This is a genomic window from Rhodanobacter sp. C01, assembly GCF_002001045.1.
In the GTDB taxonomy this organism is placed as follows: domain Bacteria; phylum Pseudomonadota; class Gammaproteobacteria; order Xanthomonadales; family Rhodanobacteraceae; genus Rhodanobacter.
Map to the genome: position 1 here is coordinate 242,527 of NZ_MUNR01000014.1, position 21,007 is coordinate 263,533.

A 21,007-nucleotide genomic window follows, 5' to 3' on the forward strand; every position below is an offset into this window, starting at 1 on the left:
GACCAGTGTCATGCGTGGCGCTGGTCCGGTTCCGGCACGGCCATGCGCATCGTCGATGCGCATGGCCGTGTGGTGGATTCACTTCACTGATGATCCTTGTCTTTCTTGTCGTTCGGGTGAGCCGGCGCAGGTTTGTGGCTGGCGGGTTGTGGATGTGGCGCCGCTGCAGGTCGTTGCTGCGGCTGCGGCTGCGGCTGCGGACGCGGTGCTTGCATTGGACGCGGTGCTGCGGGCTGCGCGCGTGGGGCTTCGATCGGGTGCGGTGCTGCAGGCTGCTGGCGCGGGGCTTCCATCCGACGTGCTGCTGCAGGTTGCGGATGTGCTGCTTCCATCGGATGTTGTACCGGCTGCTGGCGCGGCGCCTCCATTGGACGCGCCGGTTTTTCCGCCGCAGGTGCATGGGCTGCCGGTCCACGTTCGGGATTGTTCGGCGCGTGCGCGGGTGGTTCGCCGCGTTGCGGATTGGCGGCAAAGTGCGGCATGCTCATGGGTACACCGGCGTTGCCCGGCGCATGGGCCCTTGCCGCGGCAGCGGCTGCTGCGGCCCCCGCGGCGACACCCGCAGCAGGCAGGGCACGCTCCGTCCCGCCAGGACCAAAATGCGGCAGCGAAGCCGCACCACGTGGGGCGGCTTCTCCAGGGCGACCATTCATGGGGCCAACGGCCGCACGGTTCATCGGCTGGTTCGCGGCGGGCTGGCCCGCGTAGCGGTTCTGCACGATCCGGTTGCTGCTGTTGTTGATGTTGTTGATGGTCGTGCGGTTGTTGGTGACGTAATGGTTCACCACGGTGGTCGACCGCGAGACATAAGTGTTGTTGTTGTACACCACCGCCGGGCGCTGCCAGCCACGATTGCCGTCGTAGTTGCCATTGCCGCCACGGCCACCGCCCCAGTTCATGCCCCAGTTGTTCCAGCCGTAATTCTGATGGTCGTCGTGGTGATGCTCGAACAGGTTGCCGATCAGGATGGCGGCACCGAAGCTCAAGGCACCGACCGCGACTACCTCGCCGGTGCTGTATCCCTGCGGGGATGCGTAGCTGTAGCCGGGGTAATACGGTACATCCTGACCGTAGACAGTCTGCGGGTCGTACTGCGGCACGTAGACCGTATCCGGCTGTGCAGGCGCGATCTCGATGATCTGCTCAGGCGGCGGCACCACCGCCTGCCCGGAATAGACGGGATAGCCCCCTTCGCTGGTGTCGGCATAGCTGGGCGGTGGCGCCGATTCGGCCTGGGTGGTGACGTTGAGCTGTGCCGAGCTGCGCAGATTGCCTTTTTTCGAGGCGCGCTGGCGCATCACCTGGATGGCATTCATCACGTCGGTCGGGTCGTTGACGTAGGCGTCGCCCAGCGCCGTGGTCCATTCGATGTTCTTCGCCATCTGGTCAAGCACGGAAGGAAACGCGGTCAATCCCTTGACGCTGGCATCCCAGGGTTGCTGGGCGATGGCCGTCTGCAGGGACGCACCGGTCAGGTTGGGGTTCTGCGTTACTTCGTTGTCGGCAGCAGTGATCTGGTCCGGATAGGTCGCGCCGGCCAGAACCTGCGCGACCAGCTTGTCGGGGAACAGCGCGATCGGCGCCACCATCTGGTAGAGCTGGTCGGCCGTGGGCGGGGTGTAGGCGGCTTGGGCACCAGCCGTGCTCTGCGCCGGTGCCGGCGCCGTGCCCGCTGCGGCAGGTGTCTGTGTGGGTGCGGCGGCCTGATTGCAGCCGGCCAGGGTTGCGATGGCCGTGCTGAGCAGGGTGTACATGATGTTCCGTGCAAGGGACTTGCGAATCACGGTGACCTCCGCGGGTGCTGGAAAACTGGCGGGAACGGCCCCGCCAAGACTGCCCGGGATTCGCAGGATCATGCGGATGCCGGGCAGGTTTCGAGTGTGAGAATGCGCAAGAACGGATTATCAGTGCGCGATTTGAACGGCCGCTGTCGCAGGGCTATTTCTCGAACCGGTAGTTCAGGCTGGCGCGGGTGAAATCGGTGGCGTTCTGCGCCTCGAAGTTCCAGCGATGACTGAGCCGGTAGCGCAGGGTGACGACTTCGCCCGGTTCGAACAGGCCGACGCCGTAGCTGAGATAAAGTCTTGGCGAGAGGTACTTTCCTACAGTGAAGGCAGAGCTGCCGCCGAGCGCCTCGTTGCTGGACACGCCGATGTCGTCCACACCCAGTTTCGAGCCGATGCCCTTGGCCAGCAGATCGCCGGCGGCCGAACCGAGGGCCTGCGCGGCAGCGCCGACCATGTCGCCTTCGCCGCCCTTCACCTGCGATAGCGGCTTGCCGGTGACCAGGTAGGACAGTGCATCGGACTGCTCCATCGCCGGATTGGAGAACACGGTGAGGACGGGTCGTTGCGCGGTGCCGGCCACCAGCAGACCGACTTCCTGGCCTTCGTCGATGGTGGCGGTGGGATTGAGCTTGCGCACGGCTCGGATGTTCAGGCCCGGGTTGTCGATCGGTGTGCTGGCGAACAGCAGCTGGCCGCGCTGGATCTGCAGCTGCTGGCCATAGGCTTTGTAGGTGCCGTCGACCGTCAGCTGGCCCTGGCCGGTAGTGGCGCGACCGGGACGTTCGATCACCGTCAGCACACCGCTGACGCGACCATCCAGCCCCATGCCGACGACATGTGTCTTGCGGCCGAGGTCGACCTTGACCAGTGCATTGATCGGCAGCTTGCCGGCGGCCTGTTGCTGCTGCTTCTGGTCCACCACCACCACGTCGGGCGATGCCTGGGTGGCGCCGGCGCCGGGCAGCTTGTCGGCATTCACGTCGGCGGAGTCGATACCCAGTGCGCCGCCGATGTCGATGCCGCTGGCGTCCTGCTTCACGGTCAGATCGGGTGAGATCACCACCTTGGCAGCGGGAATGTCGGCGGCGGTGAACTGGCTGCCCTTGAGGGTGAGACTGGTCTGGGTACCGATGCCCGCATTGCCGTTGATCGCAATGCTGCCCTTGCCCGATTGCACGCTGCCGCGGATCAGGAATTGCCGGGTATCGGTGGTGCTGACCGAGAGCGATCCCTCGCTCAACTTGAGGCCTGCCGAAGGTACTTCGGCGGCAAGACCGCGCATGTTGGCCTGCCCGGTGACCGCTGGCTGTTTCAGCGTGCCGGCGAAGCGGAAGCTGCCATCGGCATTCCCCTTGACGTTGGCCACTTCGCTGCTGAACAGCTCGATGAAGGCAACGCTGTTCACGTGCAGGTCGAGCTGGCCGCCGAGCGATTGCTGCGCGCCAGTGATCGTGACCTGGCCGTCCACGCGGCCGCCGTCGTCGAGGCCGCCATGCACCTCGATGCGCTGGCCCGTCGGCAAGAGTTCGGCGTTCAGACGGAACTGGTTGTAGCGCAGCAGCGGCGCGTCGGCGTGGTCGACATGGGTGATGCTGCCCTGCGCGGAGCTGATCGATGCGTTGCCGCTCAGTGCGCCGGCAGCACTGCGGCGGATCTTGCCGCTGCCGTCGATGCTGCCGTCGGCGCGTATCGGCAGGTCGGCATTGCCGCTCGCGTTCAGCAGCAGCGCCAGCGGTAATGCCTGCAGCCGATAACCGGCATCGAGGTTGCCGCTGCTGTCCTGCTTCGCGGCCACGCACAACCGTGGATCGCCGGCCGTCAGGCACAGCTCGGACAGGATTGCCGTGCCATTGTTGTAGCTGAGCTGCGAGGGTTGTTGCAGGCGCCAGCCAGGCATGCCCTGCGGATCGAGATCGAGCGTCGACAACGTGCCGTTCCAGGCCGATCCCTTCAGTGCGCCATGCACGGAGAGCGCTCCGGATAGCTGGCTGCCGCGTGCGTCGACGGTCAGGCGATGATTGCCCTGACTGCCTTCGGCCAGCAGGTTGATGTGCTGGAAGGTCAGCCCTTGCAGATGCACGCCGGCCATCTGCAGATCCAGCTTGCCGGCCAGCTGGCTGATGTCCGGGACACCGGCGATCAGGTGCAGAGTGTCGACCCGTTGTTGCTGCCAGTACAGCGACTGGCCTCGCAGCTGACCGTTGACGCTGAGCTTCGGCATCCGACCGCCGATGTCGAAATGGCCATCCAGACGGCCACCGGCATCCGGCAGCCAGTCGCCCAGCGAAGCGATCTCCAGTTTCAAGCTCGCACTGTTGCTGCTTCCGGGTGTCGCCTGCAGTTGCATCGTACTGCCGCCCGAGTTCAACGAAAGCTGGCCGTCGATCACATCGTTCGACGACAGGTGCAGTTTCCCGTTGCCGCCGATGGTGCGATCGCGCAAGGTCCCGGCGAGTTTGCGGATCTCCAGGGTGGCGTCGGGGCGTTGCCTTGGCAAGCTGCCGTTGCTGGCCAGGTTGAAGTCGAGCGCGCCATTCCAGCCGGCGAACAGTTGCCCGGGATCGAATCGGCTGGCACTCGCTTCGGCCTGCCACGCCAGCGTTGGTTGCAGGGTCAGTACACCGTTCGCCTGAAAGCTCCCCTGCGGTTGCTTCAATGCCAGCGAGTGCAGAGTAATCTGTTGCGGCGTGCCGTCGAGATTCAGATCCAGTGCGGCGAGCTTGCCGGGTGGGCCGATGGCGACGCTGCCTTCGGCGTGATATTTCGCGCTGCTGCCATGGACCTTCAGATCGCCGCGGCTGGCCAGTGCCTGGCCGGCAAGTTCAGGTGTCAGCAGCAGATCGCTCCAGCGGATATCCAGTTCGGCGCTGAGCGGATTGGCGTCGAGTTGCAGCGTGCCGCTGGCGGCGAGGCTGCCCTTGATCTGCGGCGAGGCGAGATCGAGCTGTTGCAGCGTGAGCGTATTGAAGTCGCGGCTGAACTGCGCACGCAACGGTTGTATCAACAGTTGATGGTCGTTGATGTCGATCCGGCCCTGGAGCGTGCCGCCGTAGTGGTTGCCATGGCCCTGCACGGCGATTGCCAGTGCCGTGAGCGAGCTGTCGCCGAGCAGTGGTTTTGGGTCGAAACGCGGCACATCCAGCGTGGCTGTCCACGTGTAGTCATTGCCCTGGCTCAGGTCCACTCGCAGTCGTGCGACGGCCGGTGCGGTGAGAGCGAGATCGGCATGGGCACTGCGGCCGTCGCCATGCGTGACAAGGTTGCCGGCATAGTCGGTGTCGCCGACCTTCCATGCGAAGCTGGCATTGCCGTCACCCTGGTAACGCTGACCAATGCCCAGGGTGCCGGTGAGGTCGATATGACCGTCGGGTGCCCGCAGGGCGAGTCGTCGGAGCGTGATGCCGCGATGGGTCCATTCACCGACAAGGTCGAGACGGTCGGAGACGAACAGTGGCTGGCCATTCTGCGTCAGCTTCACCGTACCGATATGGACCCGGTCGAACAGCAGGTCGACCGGTGGCTGCAGCGAGAAGCTGGAGGAGGTGTTGTCCGGTATCGGGGGCTGCAGCGCCACGTCGATGCCGTCGGCGTCCAGCATCAGCACATGCACGCGCTTGTTCAGCAGCGGCCAGAAGCGCAGGTCCAGATGCGCCTTCGCCACCATCACCACGGTGCCCCGGCCATCGTCGTAGCGCACACCGGCCAGATCCAGCGGCCCGATCAGGCGGCCTTGCGCCTGTCCGACATGAAGTGCGCCATGCGTGGCGGCTTGCACGCGCGCGAGCGCGAAGCGCAGGCCGGATGCCGTGCCGAGCAGCCAGCTGGTCAAGATTGCGAGAAGCACCAGCAGGCATGCCAGCGCGATGCCTACCCGACGCAACCAGCGTCGGCGGCGAGGCGGGGTGGAGGAGCCAGCTGGCGTGCCCATCGTGGCCATGCTTACAGATCCGGTCCGATGACCAGGTGCAGCTCGATGCCGTGCGCCTGCGAGTCGTGGATCGGCGTGCCCAGGTCGAGGCGAATCATGCCGACCGGCGAGCGCCAGCGCACGCCGAGGCCGGCGCCGATCTTCGCCCGGTAGTCGACGCCGCTGAAGGCGTTGCCGGCATCGACGAACGCCGCCATGCCCCAGTTTCGAGTGAAGTAATGCTCGACTTCGGTGCTGGCCACCAACAGGCTGTCACCGCCGATCACGCGGCCCTCGCTGTTGAGCGGACCGATCGTCTGGTAGCCGTAGCCGCGCACCGAGCGGTCGCCGCCGGCGAAGAAGCGCAGCAGCGGTGGCAGTGCGGTGAAGTCATTGGTCCAGGTGTGACCTGCACTGCCGCGCAGGATCAGCCGGTTGCGCTGATTCGCCCCGAATGCATGGATCCACTTTGCATCGGCGGTCAATTGGCTGAAGCGGGCATCGGACAACAGGCTGCCTGCCGTGCTGCGTGCGGTCAGGTTGACTGACCAGCCCTGATGCACGAAGTCGAAGTTGTCGGCCTGCTTGCGCGACAGCGAGGCTTCGGCGAACACCTCCGTGCTGCGGCCGTGCTCGATGCCGGGGGTGTTGTCCGGCTCGTTGCCGATCTTGCCGACGGTGAACGTGCCGTCCAGCGCATGCAGGCCAAGGGTGCGCGTCCAGCCGTGCCACAGTCGGCTCTCGTTGGCGACCAGTTCCAGTGTGCGCGATTGCGAGGTATCGGTATTCGCGTCGCGATAGTTCGCGCCGAAATTGAAACTGCGCTGGTTGTCGCCGGGCATCGGGATCGAATACAGCGTGGACAGCGTCTTCAGCCGCTGTGCCACGACCAGCTCGTTCTTCCACTTGTGCCCGCGCCGATTGACCCAGCGTCGCTCGATGCCGCCGCGCAGACCGAGGCCGGTATCGGTACCGATGAACGGACCACCGGTGTAGATCGTGCGTTTCGCCGGGGCCAGCTGCACGTCGATGTCGACCACCCCCGCCTTGGCCTCGTCGACGTCTGGCAACACGTTGACCACCGCGAAATAGTCGGCACCATTCAGCGCCTGCTGCAGCTGCAACAGCTGGCTCTGGGAAAAGTAGTCGCCAGACTTGAAGGGCACGTAGCGATCCAGAAAGCCGTCGTTGAACTGCGAACCCTCGAACCGCACCTTGCCGTAGCGATAGCGCGGCCCGACCTGCCAGGCCAGCCTGATGCGGGCGCTGCGATTGGCACGCGTCACTTCGACCCGATGGGTGAGCAGTTTTGCATCGAGAAAGCCATTGGCGGTGAGCTGGGCACTCAGTGCGTCGCGGGCGGCGTCGTAGCTGCCGTGGTTCAGCGGCTTGCCCTGCAGCCGTTCGATCGCGCGCTTTGCACGACGGACCGGTGCGATCTCGGCCGCAGCCGGGTCCAGCTGCACATCGACGGCCGTGACCTGCACCGGTTCCCCGGGCGTCACATGCAAGGTCATCCGCCAGTCCTGACCGACCTGCTGCAGGTCGCCGGTGACCGTGGCGTCGTAGTAGCCGTAGGGCTCCAGGGCAGACTTTGCCTGATCGGGGGCGCGCGCATACAGGCGATGCACCTGCGCCTCGCTGACCTGGCGGGTCGCGTATTGAGTCAGCCCCGTGCCCGCGACCACAGCACTCTTCAACGGATCGGCCACGCCGTCCACCACCAGTTGCACGCCGGCATGTGCCTGTGTCGATAACAGCACCAGCGGCAGCAACAGCAGGCTCAGGCGTCGGGGGATTCGGCGCATTCGCGGGGTTCCGTCCTCGATGGCGTCTTCACGGGTAAGGCCAGCTTACCGAAGTTGGTGTTGGCTTCGTATGAACATCTGCCACGTCATTGCGGCATTGGAGCCAGAGCGCGTTTTTGATTTTGTTGATACGGGCGTAGCCCGTATCAACCCGCCTTGTCGCCGGCCTTGTGTGCAATCCACGCACCGACAACCGCCGACACATACGGGATCGACTGCGCGGCGAGGATGAACATCCACAAGGTGCCTTCGATGTAGCGGGTGCCGTAGCCCAGCGCCATGCCGACGATGCACAGCGCCAGCGCAATCGCCATCAGGCCTTCCTCGCGTACGGGTGCGAACGCGGCGAAGTTGCTGCCACCCAGGCGACGGCTCTTGGCGGTAACCACGAACGAGGTCTTCTCGCGGGTCAGGCCATGCAGGATGCCGCGAGCGATCGCGTGACTCAGGCCCATGCTGGCCAGCGAGGCCATCAAGGTGTCGTACCAACTGCACGGTACGCGGGCGCGGTACAGCACGATGCCGAAGATCGCCTTGGCGAAGAAGAAACCGATCACCGGGATCAGGAACAGCTGCATCGGCAGGCTGAAGTACTGCGGGTACGCCACCATGCCGGCAGTCCAGAACAGCGCCATCAGGGTGAAGATCAGGTGCAGCGCATCGGCGAACCAGCTGAACCAGCCGGTGAGGAAGTGGAAGCGTTGGCCGGCGCTGAGCGGACCGCGCTGGGTCATCCAGCTCCAGCGCCCCTTGAGAATCTGCATCGCGCCGAACGCCCAGCGGTAGCGCTGGCTCTTGTACGCCTTGAAGTCGGCCGGGGTCAGGCCCTTGCCCATCAGTTCGTCGACATAGACCAGGTCGTAGCCGGCATGCATCAGGCGCAGGCCCAGTTCGGCGTCCTCGCAGATCGTCCACTCGGACCAGCCGCCGGTGCCTTCCAGCGCGTTGCGCCGGACCATCGTCATGGTGCCGTGCTGGATGATCGCGTTGCGCTCGTTGCGATGGTGCATGCCGATGCGGAAGAAGCCGTCGTATTCCCACGCGGTCATGCGGCGGAACGTGTTGTGCTCGAACTCGCGATGCGCCTGCGGACACTGCACCACGGCCACCTTCGGATCATGGAAGTGGCCGGTGAGGGTGGCCAGCCAGTCGGCGCGCACCTCGTAGTCGGCATCGATAACCGCCACCACGTCGGCCTGCGGGTCGGTTTCCTTCAGGCCGAAGTTCAGCGCGCCAGCCTTGTAGCCGGGCCACGGTTCCAGATGGAAGAAGCGGAAGCGCTTGCCGAGCTTTTCGCAGTATTCCTGCACCGGCTTCCAGACGGCCGGATCCTTGGTGTTGTTGTCGATCACCAGCACTTCGTAGTTCTGGTAGTCGAGCGCAGCGAGCGAATCGAGCGTGACGATCACCATTTCCGGCGGCTCGTTGTAGCAGGCCAGGTGGATCGACACGAACGGCTGCTTTTCCGGCGGATCGGGCGTCAGCATGCCGGCGTGGCGCATCCACTTGGGCCGCCACAGAACCTCGGTGAACTCGAAGCCGTTGATCAGCAGGATCGCCAGGATCGCGATCTGTGCCGGGAACAACAGCACCAGCATGGTCCAGTCGATCCAGCTCAGGTAGAAGTTGAACGGCAGCGTGGCCGACCACACGATCAGGCCGCAGGCGAGCTGGATCAGCGCGGCGAAGAAAAACCGCCCCATCAGCTTGAATCGGCTGAATCGGCGCGCAAAGAAGATCATCGGCAGCAGGGCCAGCAGGCTGGCGGCGATCGCCTTCCACGGCCACGCGGTGTCCTCGGTCACCGGGCCGGTGAACGGGAATTTCGGCTGGCGGTCGGCATTGAAGATGCCCCAGTACGCGCCGGTACGACCCTCGCCGAGGTTTTCCTTCCACGGCTGGTCGAAGGCCTCGAGCAGGTAGTAATCAATGTTCTCCTGCTTAGCCGCGAGCAGCCATTCGCGGATGAAGATCGCCTCGTTCGATATCGATGGATCGGCATGCTCATGGCGGTCGCCGTTGGATGGCCAGCCGATTTCGCCGACCACGACGGACTTGTAGGGAAAGCGCTGCCGGACGGCGCTGTAAGCGCCAAGCGCAGCATCAAGGGCAGGGTGCGAGTCCCTGATGGATGGGCTGCCGACCGTCACGCCATTCCAGAACGGAAAGATATGGATGGTGATGAAATCGACATGGTCGGCCAGCTCGGGATACTTCAGCCAGATGTAGTCCGGTTCGGCGATCGACACCGGCTGGTGCACGGCGGCACGCACGCGATCCAGATAGGCCATCATCTGTTCTGGCGTGAGGTCGTTGCGGAACAGCACCTCGTTGCCGACGATGACGCGGGTGATCGTGTCGGGATAGGCCCTGGCCTTGGCGATCAGCAGCGCGATTTCGCGCTCGTTGTTGTCCAGGCGCTTGTCGATCTCGGCGCCGGCCATCACCTTCAGGCCTTCCTTCTGTGCCAGCTGGTACAGCTGCGGACTCTGCTGCATCGTGTAGGTGCGCACGTTGTCGGTATAGCGGTGCAGCAGCTTCAGGTCGGCGGCGATGTCGTCGTCGCTGGGGTAGTCCTGCTTGAACGGACTCTGGTAGCGCTGGAACACCGACAGCGAAAACCCGCTGATCTTGCCGTGCCAGTCCTGCGGACCGTGCGGCAGGTTGCCGTACCACCACAGCGCCACATTCATCGCAGCCACGACCAAGGCGAGCACCAGGGCTGTGAGCAGGGGGTAGCGGCTGTCGTGGTTTACTGCAGTGGCGCTCAAAAAAATCCCCGGCGAAGCCTGCGCAACAGGCGGTGAAGCCTAGGGAGCTTAACCAATGCATGCCCATCGGCTCAACAAACATCGTGGGTCGTGGTCAGCACAAGGTCAGGAGCGGCGGGAATTTCTGCCTGCGAAGCACATTCAGGGGAGTGGAGGCCGCCAGCCTGGCGAGGCCATCGGAAGCTCCTCCGGCGACGGTGGGATGGTGTGCGCCGGCACGGTTCTCCGCGCGATGCCCTGCTTCGTTGGCCAGGGTCATCAATCAGACGACGCCGTGACCGATGGCATGGTGCCGCATCGGTGGCTTGGCTTGTCCGCCGGTTGGGTGGATGCTGGAAGCCTTGCCGTCAACCAGAAGGGTATCGAGTGAACAAACCGATGAAGTACCTGGCTGCAATGATCGCCGTGGCACTGGCGGGTACGGCCACCGCGAAAGCGAACGACGCGGACGTCACCCGCGCCACTCTCGACAACGGCCTGCGCGTTGTGATCGTGCGCGATACGCTGGCGCCGGTGGTGGCGACCGAGATGAACTATCTCGCCGGCTCGGACGAAGTGCCTGAGGGTTTTCCGGGGACTGCGCATGCGGTGGAGCACATGATGTTTCGCGGCAGCCCCGGCCTGTCGAAAGATCAGCTGGCGGCGATCGCGGCAAACATGGGTGGTGCGTTCAACGCGGATACCACGCAGAGCGTGACGCAGTATTACTTCGTGGCGCCTGTACAGGATCTGGGCGTGGCGCTGCATGTGGAAAGTTTGCGCATGCGCGGCGTGGACATGAGCGACGCGGAATGGGGCAAGGAGCGTGGCGCGATCGAGCAGGAGGTATCGCGCGACCTGTCGAGCCCGGACTTCAAGTTCTACACGCAGATGCTGGAGCAGATGTTCTCCGGCACGCCGTACGCGCACACGCCGCTGGGCACGCGTCCTTCGTTCGACAAGACCAGGGCGGTGATGCTGAAGGACTTCCACGACAGCTGGTATGCGCCGAACAACGCGATCCTGGTGATCGCTGGTGACGTCGATCCGGTCGCCACACTGGCGAAGGTGAAGAGCGAGTTTGGCGACATCGCGCGCAGGACATTGCCGAAGCGGCCCGCGTTCGCGTTCAAGCCGGTGACGGCAAAGACCGTGGAGTTGCCTACCGACAGCCCGTATGGCTCGGTGTACCTGGGTTACCGCATGCCGGGTCTCACCTCAAACAATTACGCCACTGCGCGGGTGCTGAGCGAGGCGCTGGGTTCGCAGCGCGCCGCACTGTTCGGCATGGGCATGGATGGCACCGCGATGTTTGGCGGCTTCTTCGATGATGCCATGCCGCAGTCAGGCGTGGGCATGGCGGTGGGCATCTTCCCCAAGGGGGGCAATCCGCAACCGGTGCTGGCAAAGATGCAATCCATTCTTGCTGCTGCGGCAAGTCACGGCATCGACCCGGCGCTGGTGGAGGCTGCCAAGCGAAAGGCGATCGCCGCACTGGAATTCAAGAAGAACTCGGTGGATGGGCTGGCCAATGCCTGGTCGCACGCGCTGGCGTTCCAGCAGCTGGATTCACCCGATGCGATGAAGGAGGCGATCGCGGCGGTGACGCCGGCGGCAGTGAACGCGCTGGCCAGAAACACCTTCGATCCGGCCCATGCGGTCACTGCGATCCTGACGCCCGAGAGCTCCGGCAAGCCGGTGGCGGGCAAGGGCTTCGGTGGTACCGAGAGCTTCGCCGCCAGCCCGGACAAACCGGTGACGCTGCCCGCATGGGCGAGCGAGGCATTCGCGAAACTCGCGGTGCCGCCGTCATCGCTCAAGCCGGTGTCGAGCGTGCTGCCCAATGGCATCCGCCTGATCGTGCAGCCTGAATCGATCAGCGACACGGTGTGGCTGGGCGGTCGCATCAAGACCAACGAGGATCTGCAATCGCCCCAGGGCGAGGAGGGCGTGGCCGATCTGCTGGACGGACTGTTCCCGTTCGGCACGGCCAGCCTGGATCGTCTGCAGTTCCAGCAGGCGCTGGATGCGATCAGCGCAAACGAAAGCGCCGGGTCCAGCTTCTCGCTGGAAGTGCCGTCCGCGCATTTCGCCGATGGCGTGAAACTGCTGGCCGACAACGAACTGCATCCCGCGCTGCCGGAGCAGGCTTTCGCGGTGGTGCAGCAGCGCGAGGCTGGCATGGTCGCCGGTGAAATCCAGTCGCCCGCCTTCCTGGCGCAACTCGGCCTCGACAAGGCACTGCTGCCGGCTGGCGATCTGCAACTGCGTCATGCCACGCCGAAGGAGGTGATGGGGCTGACGCTGGACAAGGTAAAGGCGTACTACGCGCAGACCTATCGCCCGGACATGACCACGATCGTGATCGTCGGCAAGGTCGATCCGGCCCAGGCGAAGCAGGTGGTGGAGCAGGCCTTCGGCGACTGGAAGGCGGCAGGTGCCAAGCCTGACACGGACTACGTCGCGGTGCCGGCGAACAAGCCGGGCCAACTGCACGTGCCCGATGCCAGTGCAGTGCAGGACAGCGTGGACATGGCGCAGACCATCGACGTCACCTACGACGACCCGGCGCGATTTGCCCTCAACCTTGGCAATGAAGTGCTGGGCGGCGGCTTCTACGCTTCGCGACTGGTGCGTGACCTGCGCGAGAAGCACGGACTGGTCTACACCGTCGGCGTGAGTCTTGAGCCGGACAAGCATCGCGGCATCTACAAGGTGTCTTTCGGCTGCGATCCCGACAAGGTCGGTGCGGCCAGCGCGATGGTGGTACAGGACCTGAAGCAGATGCAGCAACAACCGGTGACAGCCGACGAGTTGCAGCAGGCCAAGGGCATCATGTTGCGCCGCATTCCGCTCGGTGAATCAAGTTTCGACGCGATAGGAGGGCAGCTGCTGACCCTTTCGCTGGAAGGCAAGCCGCTGGACGCGATGACGACTGCAGGCCAGCACTACCTCGAACTGACCGCGCCGCAGGTGCAGCAGGCGTTTGTGAAGCACGTGCGGCCCGACGCGCTGGTTACCGCCGTGAAGGGGCCGATGCCGAAGGGCTGAATCGATCGCCGGTAGTGAGTTGGCGCGCGGACACGCTGCTGTTTCGGGAACCAGAAAGGGCCGGTCATCGATCGGCCCTTTCCAATGACATATGTGCTGTGGCGACGGTTATTTCAGCAGCGAACGCAGCATCCACGCGGTCTTCTCGTGTTCCTTCAGGCGACCGGTAACCAGGTCGGCGGTGCCCTCGTCGCCGGCGGCGTCAGCGATCTTGATCGTCTCGCGCGCGGTATGCGCGGCGATCTCGTGCCCCTCGACCAGCTGGCCGACCATGTCCTTCCACTCCGGCACGCCGGATTCCTCCCTGATCAAGGTGAGCTTGCCGAACTGGCTGTACGAACCCGGCGCGAACACATCCAGTGTGCGGATGCGCTCGGCCACTTCGTCGGCGGCCAGCCACAACTCGTTGTACTGGGTCTCGAACATGGTGTGCAGGCTGTTGAACTGCGGCCCGGTGATGTTCCAGTGGAAGCTGTGCGTCTTCAGGTACAGCGAGTAGGTGTCCGCAAGCAGCTTGGACAGGTGTTTGGCGACTGCCTCGCGATCCTTCCTGGCGATACCGATGTTCATGGCCATATGCACTTGCTCCTTACCTTTGAGTAGAAACCTGCAAACGAGGTTAGTCGCTGGTCCGCTTGCCGGGAAATGAATGCTTTCGATATCGACGATAGCCAGCGGCTATCATGTGCAGTCCCATGAATGACGCCACTCCGCCCGTATCCCCTGTTTCTTCCGATAGCCGTCTGCGCATCTTGCGCAAGGCGCTCGACAGCGTATGCAGCCGCGACTTCGGCCGGCTGCTGGGTCGCTGGCGCGGACTTTCGCGCAAACGAGACGCGAGCAGGCTCGATGCGCTGGCCGCCGATATCGAGCGCTCCGCCGCGAAGCGTGCCGCGCGCAAGGCATCCAAGCCGGCGATTCGACTGGACGAATCGCTGCCGATCACCGCACGTGCCGACGACATCATCGAGCTGATCCGCAAGCACCAGGTGGTGGTGATCGCCGGCGAGACCGGCTCGGGCAAGACCACCCAGCTGCCGAAGCTGTGCCTCGCCGCCGGTTGTGGCGAAGCCGGCATGATCGGCTGCACCCAGCCACGCCGGCTGGCCGCGCGTTCGGTCGCGCGTCGCGTGGCCGAGGAACTCGATACCCCGTTGGGCGAACAGGTGGGTTTCCAGGTGCGCTTCAACGACCAGGTGTCCGAGCGCAGCCTGATCAAGTTCATGACCGATGGCATCCTCCTTGCCGAGACACAGGGCGATCCGTGGCTGAGTGCCTACGACACCATCATCATCGACGAGGCGCACGAGCGCAGCCTCAACATCGACTTCTTGCTCGGCTATCTGAAGCGGCTGGCATTGAAGCGACCGGAGCTGAAGATCATCGTCACCTCGGCAACGATCGACACCGCACGCTTCGCCGAGCATTTCGACGGCGCGCCCGTGGTGGAAGTGGAAGGGCGCGCGTATCCGGTCGAGCTGCGTTGGCGCTCGCTGGATGAAATCGCAGTCCGGCAGGGGCGCAGCAAGGACATGCAGCAGGGCAGCGCCGAACATGTCGCCGCGGTGCTCGATGAAATCACCCACGACGACCCGCGCGGCGATGTATTGGTGTTTCTGCCCGGCGAACGCGAAATCCGCGACGCACACCTGCTGCTGTCGCGCCGGCAATACCGCGAAACCGAGATCATGCCGCTGTACGCGCGGCTGTCCGCGGGTGACCAGGATCGTGTATTCAAGCCAGGCATCAAACGCCGCGTGGTGCTGGCCACCAACGTGGCCGAGACGTCGCTGACCGTGCCGCGCATCCGTTATGTGATCGACACCGGCACTGCGCGGGTGAAGCGTTACAGCCAGCGCAGCCAGCTTGAACGGTTGCATGTGGAGCCGGTCTCGCAGGCCGCTGCCGACCAGCGCAAGGGTCGTTGCGGCCGTGTCGGGCCTGGTATCTGCTATCGCCTCTATGACGAGGCTGATTACGCCAGTCGTGCCGCGTTCACCGATCCGGAGCTGCTGCGCTCGTCGCTGGCCAACGTGATCCTGCGCATGCTGGCGCTGCAGCTGGGCGACGTCGACGAGTTTCCGTTCCTCGAGGCGCCGGACCCGCGCGTGGTGGCGGACGGCTATCGCCGCCTCGCGGAAATTTCTGCGATCGACGATGCACGCAAGCTCACTGCGATCGGTCGCACGCTGGCAAAGCTGCCGATCGATGTGCAACTGGCGCGCATGCTGGTGGAAGGCGAGAAGCTGCATTCGTTGCGCGAACTGCTCACCATCGTGTCCTTCCTCAGCATCCAGGATCCGCGCGAGCGTCCCTCCGATGCGCGCCAGCAGGCCGATGCCGCGCATGCTGCATTCGCCGATCCGAAGTCCGATTTCATCGGTGTGCTGAACTTGTGGAAGGCCTATCACGATGCGCACGAGGAGCTGACCCAGTCGAAATTGCGCGACTGGTGCTCACGGCATTTCCTCAGTTTCATGCGCATGCGCGAATGGCGCGAGCTGCACCGGCAATTGCTGCTGGTGGTGCAGGAGCTGGGCTGGAAGCTGGATGGCGGGGCGCATCTGGAACCGCCTGTAGCGCAGCCTGCGCGTTCTGCTTCTCTCCATGCGACCGAAGGAAGTCCCTTTGGGGCACGCAGGGGGCAAATCGGCAGGGGTGAGGCTCTCAAGGCCAAGAGCATTCTTCCCCAATCTTCATCCCGGATCAAGCCTGGAACAGGCTCTGCAGGCGGAGGGGAAAGCCGGGACGGTGATTCAGCTGATCGACTTTACGAGTCGGTACATCGTTCTCTGCTCGCTGGCCTGCCCACCCAGGTCGGCCGCAAGGACGAGAAGGGCATCTACCAGAGCACCCGCGAGCGCAAGTTTCAGGCATTCCCCGGTTCGGCCTTGTCCAAGGTGCCACTGAACTGGATCTTCTCCGCGCAGATTCTCGATGTCGGTGGCCGTGTATGGGGTATGGCGAATGCACGGGTCGAGCCGCTGTGGATCGAGCAGCAGGCGGCACATCTGCTGCGTGCCAGTTGTCGTGACGCGCATTGGTCGAGGAAACGTGGCTGCGTGGTTGCCTATGAGCAGGTCAGCCTGTTCGGCCTGGTGCTGGTGGAGAAACGGCCGGTGACGTTCCAGGTGCAGGATCCGGCGCTGGCGCACGCGATCTTCCTGCGTGAGGCACTGGTGCGTGGCGACCTCGACAGCAACGCGGATTTCGTGCGCGCCAACCAGCGTGTGCTGGAGGAAGCGTTGGGCATCGAGGCGAAGCAGCGTCGCGAAGGGTTGATCCGTCATGAGGATGAGTTGGTCGCGTTCTTCGAGGGCAAGCTGCCCGAAGAGATCGCCAGCAGTCGCGCGCTGGACGCGTGGTATCGCAAGGCACGTCCGGCGGAGCAGGCGGCGTTGCGCTGGTCGCTGGACGACGTTATGGCCGGTGGCGCCGGGCTGGATGCGAAGGCTTTCCCGGCAACGTTGGACATGGGATCACAACGCTACAAACTCGAATACCGCTTCGTGCCCGGCGACGAAGCCGATGGCGTTACCCTGCACCTGCCGCTGGCGATGTTGAATGCACTGCCGACAGCGCGCTGCGAATGGCTGGTGCCGGGCCTGCTCGGCGAAAAGGTGGCCGAACTGATCCGCGGACTGCCGAAAGCTTTGCGTCGCAACTTCGTGCCGGCGCCGGATTTCGCCCGTGCCTTTGTCGAGGCGGAATCGCCGCGCGACGAGTCTCTGGTGAAAACACTGGCTGCTTTCCTGAAGCGCACTACTGGTGTCGAGGTGAGTGCCGCCGAGTTTGCCGGTGTCGACTTGCCGGTGCATTTCCGCATGCGCTACCGCTTGCACGACGGCGATACCTCGTCGAGGCCGGGCAAAACCCTGGCCAGTGGCCGCGACCTTGCCGCCTTGCGCGCACAGTGGGAGGGGCAGGCGCGCGAGGCATTCTCGCGCAAGACCGATCTCGAGTTGACCCGCGAAGATGTCGCCAGCTGGGATTTCGAGGAGATTCCCGCGCAGGTTCGCTCCGACGGTGGTCTGCTGGCTTTCCCGGCGCTGGTCGATCTGGGCGAGACAGTGGCCTTGCGCGTCTTCGAGCGGGCCGACGAGGCACGTGCAGCACACCGCCAGGGTGTGGTGCGTCTGCTGCGCAACGCGCTGGCCAGCGACCAGAAACAGGCTCGACGGCGCTTGCCGATTGCCAATCCGTTGTCGCTGAAATACGCGCCTATGGGCAGCGTCGACAGCCTGCGCGAAGATCTGGTCGAAGGCGGTTTTGCCGACCTGCTGGAGCAGCATGATCTGGACGTTCGCACGGCCGGTGCGTTCGAAGCCTTGGGTACCCAGGCTTCGCGCGAGCTGTTCGCGGCGGCGATGGAACGTCTGAAATTGGCTGAACCCATCATCGAGGCGCAGGCTGAACTGAAACCCTGGCTGCAGCCACCTCTGCTGGGTTTCGCCCGCGCCAGTTACGACGACCTGCGCGAACAGTTGGACGCGCTGCTCGTGCCTGGGTTTCTGTGCGAGCTGTCGCAGTCGCGGTTGGCGCAATTTCCGCGCTACCTGAAGGCCATGCGCCTGCGCGGCGAGCGGCTGCGCCAGGATCCGGCGAAGGATCAGCAGCGCATGCTGCAGGTGATGCCGTACTGGCGGGCGTGGCTGCAGCACCGTGCTACCGGTACTGCAGGGGCGGATCTGACCGAGCTCCGCTGGTTGATCGAGGAATGGCGTGTGTCGCTGTTCGCCCAGGAGCTGAAAACCGCCGAGCCGGTCTCGGCCAAGCGGTTGGCGAGGGCACTGGACGCGCTGTCGTGAATCGTGCGGTCAGCGCACACGTTCGACGTGCACGTCGCCATTGCAGCCGTCCACGTACATCAGCCAGCTGTTCATCAGCGATGGCTTGACCTTGACTGCGGGATTGTTGCCAGTCATGCAGGACGGTGCGTCCGAGCTGACCTGCTTCCACACCTGGCCGTTGTCCAGGGTGAGCTGGTCGTTGCCATGCCAGCCGCCGAAGTGACCGACGATATGCGCGTTGATCTTGATGCGCGTGGTCTTGTCGGCATAGAACACAGGCTTGCCGCTCGAATCGACCAGCTTGGTGGTGACCTTGCCATGGCTGCTCAGCCAGTTGTCGAGATTGGCCAGCTCCTGCGGCGACAGCTTGTCCAGTCCGGCAGCCTTGAACTCGGCACTGCTCATGCGCTGCTGCAGGCCATTGGCCTGCTGGGCGTGCACGGACAGACAGCACAACGGCAATGCCAGCAGCATGGTCTGGATCAGGCGACGTGGGCGGATCAGCATGGGTGAATCCTCTGGGTGCAATGGATCGCGGGGCGGAAGGATGGACGATTCTGCGCGGGAAACCATGGTCAAGCCAAGTATTGCCTTTGCGACCGTCATCGCGTTCATCACGGTGGCCGCTGACATCGGCCGGCTGCGGCTACTATCACCGTCAGCAACGGATAATCTTTCCCATGGCCCGAGACGCCAAAAAACCCAGTCTTCTGCAATGGCGCGAGCGCGCCCAGAACCTGTCACCGCTGCTGGCCGAGGCGCTGCAGGCCTGCAGCTCGGAGCCGGTGCCGGAGGCCGAGTGCTGCGACGTGCTGGACCTGCTCGGCATGCTGGGCTGCGATGCCCAGACTCAGGCGGCAGCGTTGTGGTTCGAGCTGGCGCGAGTCGATCCGGCGTTGTGGGCCACGCAGGGCAGCAAGTTGCCGGCAGAGTTGCAGCGGCTGGTCGCCGGCCAGCAGGCTGCTGAGCAGGTGTGGGCGTTGCACGCGCAGCGGTCACCGGAAGGCGGTTCCGAAGGGTTGCGCCGGTTGCTGCTGGCGATCGTGCGCGACCTGCGCGTGGTGTTCGTGCTGCTGGCGCGCCAGCTGGCGCGGATGCGTGCCGCGGCGGCATTGTCGCCGGAACAGGGTGCTGCGCTGGCGCGGCTGACCCGTGACATTCATGCGCCGCTGGCGAACCGGTTGGGTATCTGGCAATTGAAGTGGGAGCTGGAAGATCTTGCTTTCCGGTTCCTGCAGCCGGAGACCTATCAGCGCATTGCCAGGCTGCTGGACGAGCGTCGTGCCGATCGCGAGGGCTTCATTCGTGACTCGCTGGCCGAATTGCAGCAGGCGCTGACCGCAGCCGGCATCCGTGCCGACCTGGCTGGACGGCCGAAGCACATCTACTCGATCTGGAAGAAGATGCAGCGCAAGGCGCTGGAATTTTCCGATCTGTACGACATCCGCGCGGTGCGCGTGCTGGTCGACAACGTCACCGACTGCTATGCCGCGCTGGGCGTGGTTCACTCGCGCTGGCCGCATCTTCCGGGCGAGTTCGACGACTACATCGCGCGCCCCAAGAGCAACGGCTACCAGTCGCTGCACACTGCCGTGCTGGGGCCCGCCGCACGCACGCTGGAAGTGCAGATCCGCACCCACGAGATGCATCGCGCGAACGAACTCGGTGTGGCTGCACACTGGCGTTACAAGGAGGGTGGGAGTGCCGACGCCGAGTTCGAGGCGAAGATCGCCTGGATGCGCAAGCTGCTGGAGCCGCGTGGCGAGGACGACAATGCACTGGCCGCCGACCTGCATACCGAACTGCTGGAGGATCGTGTCTACCTGCTGACGCCCAAGGGCGAGGTGTTCGATCTGGCGCGCGGCGCGACCGTGCTGGACTTTGCCTATCTGGTACACACCGAGGTCGGTCATCGTTGCCGCGGCGCCAAGGTCAACGGCCGTATCGTGCCGCTGACGTTCCAGCCGCAGAGTGGCGATCGGGTGGAGATCCTCACCGCCAAGGTGGCCGATCCCAGTCGCGACTGGCTGTCGCCGCACCATGGCTATCTCAATACGTCGCGGGCGAAAGACAAGGTGCGCGCGTGGTTCCACCGGATCGCCCACGACACCAATCTCGCGGTCGGCCGTGGCATGTTCGAACGCGAGATGAAGCGGCTGGCGCTGTCGACCGCGGATGTGGCGAAGCTGCCGGCGCACTTTCACCTGAAGAACCACGATGAATTGCTGATCGCATTGGCGCTGGGCGAGATCACGCCGGGCCAGATCGCCCGTGTGCTGCAGGAGGCCGCGCAGCCGGTGGCACCGGTGCCTGCACCAGTCAGCGCGCGGACGAACGCGCCCGATCATGGCGCGCTCAGCATCGAGGGCATCGGCAACCTGCTGACGACACTGGCGCGCTGCTGCCAGCCGCTGCCGGGTGATGCCGTCCGCGGCTTCATCACCCGCGGCCGTGGCGTGTCGGTGCATCGCGCCGATTGCGGCAGCCTGGCGCGACTGGCGCGGCGTGATCCGGACCGGGTGATCGAGGTCAGCTGGGGGCGTGCTGCGAGCCAGGCCTATGAGGTCGACATCGAGTTGCGCGGCTATGACCGCAAGGGCCTGCAGAAGGACGTCACCGGCGTCATCAGCAATGCCAGCGTGCACATCATCGCGTCGTCCAGCCGGCTGATCGCGAACGCCGGTGAGGCGGAGATGCGCTTCACCTTGCGCGTGCGCGATTTCGACCAGCTGTCGACTCTGCTTGGCAAGCTGCTGGCGCTACCGAACGTAGTCGACGTGCGGCGTGTCGGCACCGGTTGAACTAGCGGATATCTCCGCGAGTCTCAGTAGAGGCTGCCACGATTGCCGGGTTCGCCGAGCTACGCACGTTGCAAGCTGAACGCCCGTGGTGGCGGTACGAGGCGCGTCGACAG

At 64.6% G+C, this 21,007-nt stretch carries 9 protein-coding genes; 3 read left to right on the forward strand and 6 right to left on the reverse strand.

Features of this window, described 5'->3' with window-relative positions:
- Positions 1-83: 83 nt before the first annotated feature.
- The 4 genes from B0E50_RS15285 to B0E50_RS15300 all read right to left on the reverse strand — a co-directional run bounded on the left by B0E50_RS15285 (position 84) and on the right by B0E50_RS15300 (position 10,273).
- Complete coding sequence (locus tag B0E50_RS15285) at positions 84-1,754, reverse strand: DUF3300 domain-containing protein (RefSeq protein ID WP_217343295.1); 1,671 nt, start codon at positions 1,752-1,754, stop codon at positions 84-86.
- 184 nt (positions 1,755-1,938) lie between these two features.
- Positions 1,939-5,724, reverse strand: coding sequence for a translocation/assembly module TamB domain-containing protein (locus B0E50_RS15290; RefSeq protein WP_254427308.1), 3,786 nt, complete (start codon positions 5,722-5,724; stop codon positions 1,939-1,941).
- 2 nt (positions 5,725-5,726) lie between these two features.
- Positions 5,727-7,502: an autotransporter assembly complex family protein gene (locus tag B0E50_RS15295; RefSeq protein WP_077442199.1), complete on the reverse strand. Its 1,776-nt coding sequence runs from the start codon at positions 7,500-7,502 to the stop codon at positions 5,727-5,729.
- A gap of 146 nt (positions 7,503-7,648) precedes the next feature.
- Positions 7,649-10,273, reverse strand: a complete 2,625-nt coding sequence (locus B0E50_RS15300) for a glycosyltransferase family 2 protein (RefSeq protein ID WP_077442200.1) — start codon at positions 10,271-10,273, stop codon at positions 7,649-7,651.
- 366 nt (positions 10,274-10,639) lie between these two features.
- Here B0E50_RS15300 and B0E50_RS15305 point away from each other — a divergent pair, with 366 nt between their 5' ends.
- Positions 10,640-13,303 (forward strand): pitrilysin family protein, encoded by a 2,664-nt coding sequence (locus tag B0E50_RS15305; protein WP_077442201.1) that lies wholly within the window; start codon positions 10,640-10,642, stop codon positions 13,301-13,303.
- Between the two features lie 108 nt (positions 13,304-13,411).
- On the opposite strand, the gene B0E50_RS15310 is transcribed toward B0E50_RS15305, so the two are convergent.
- Positions 13,412-13,879, reverse strand: coding sequence for a Dps family protein (locus B0E50_RS15310; protein WP_077442202.1), 468 nt, complete (start codon positions 13,877-13,879; stop codon positions 13,412-13,414).
- 119 nt (positions 13,880-13,998) lie between these two features.
- Between B0E50_RS15310 and hrpA the strand changes: the two genes are divergently transcribed.
- Positions 13,999-18,111 (forward strand): ATP-dependent RNA helicase HrpA, encoded by a 4,113-nt coding sequence (hrpA, locus tag B0E50_RS15315; RefSeq protein WP_077442203.1) that lies wholly within the window; start codon positions 13,999-14,001, stop codon positions 18,109-18,111.
- Positions 18,112-18,120: 9 nt separating this feature from the next.
- On the opposite strand, the gene B0E50_RS15320 is transcribed toward hrpA, so the two are convergent.
- Positions 18,121-18,600, reverse strand: a complete 480-nt coding sequence (locus tag B0E50_RS15320) for a hypothetical protein (protein ID WP_077442204.1) — start codon at positions 18,598-18,600, stop codon at positions 18,121-18,123.
- 173 nt (positions 18,601-18,773) lie between these two features.
- On the opposite strand from B0E50_RS15320, the gene B0E50_RS15325 reads away from it, so the two are divergent.
- Positions 18,774-20,894, forward strand: coding sequence for a bifunctional (p)ppGpp synthetase/guanosine-3',5'-bis(diphosphate) 3'-pyrophosphohydrolase (locus B0E50_RS15325; protein ID WP_077442205.1), 2,121 nt, complete (start codon positions 18,774-18,776; stop codon positions 20,892-20,894).
- Positions 20,895-21,007 lie beyond the last annotated feature (113 nt).